This is a genomic window from Pontibacter sp. HJ8, from assembly GCF_054824225.1.
In genome coordinates, this window is record NZ_JSYF01000686.1 from 1 (window position 1) to 604 (window position 604).

At 50.5% G+C, this 604-nt stretch carries 1 protein-coding gene; it reads right to left on the reverse strand.

Annotation, left to right across the window (positions count from 1 at the left end):
• Positions 1-571: DUF3943 domain-containing protein (locus tag OB13_RS20875; protein WP_461492114.1), on the reverse strand; the 571-nt coding region annotated here is incomplete at its 3' end.
• Positions 572-604: the final 33 nt, after the last annotated feature.

Genomic DNA, 604 nt, shown 5'->3' on the forward strand with positions numbered 1-604 from the left:
CCCCGAAGTATTCCCAGGTCAGGCTCCCGCCTACGGCAAAAGGGAGAGACTGCCAGTAATTGTAGCCTTGGGAACGCGCCGCGTTAAAGTAAAGGGTGCCCTGGTAGGGATGGCCGAGGAAGTTAATACCGAACTCGTCTGTATCCCACTCGGGCTCTGACCTTAAATTCCTTTTCCAGGTGCTCGGACTCACATACCCGTAGTCAGCTTTCGTAACGTAGCGGTTGAAGCCCATGAACAGGGCATTGACACCGATTACCTGAACAGCAGGTTTCCAGAGGGGTGCCCGTTTAGAATTAGCAGAGTCTGTTTGTACTACACCTGTTGGATGGGTAGGAAGAGTAGCGTCTGGAAAGAGTGGAGTATCTAATGCGTTTTTAGGAGTTATCATCGTCTCAACTCTACCCAGGGTATGCAGCTGGTTTTCGCTGCCTCGGGCTATGGCGTGCAGGTAAGAAGCAGCAGCATTCTGCGCCTGAAGCTGGTAGGCCAAACTGAGAAAGAAGACAAGGGTATAGATTGATTTCATGTATGATCTTGCCTGCAGGCTGGTATGTATTTCCTTAGCCATCAACGTACGCAGGGTGAGTATTTTGAGGCTTAA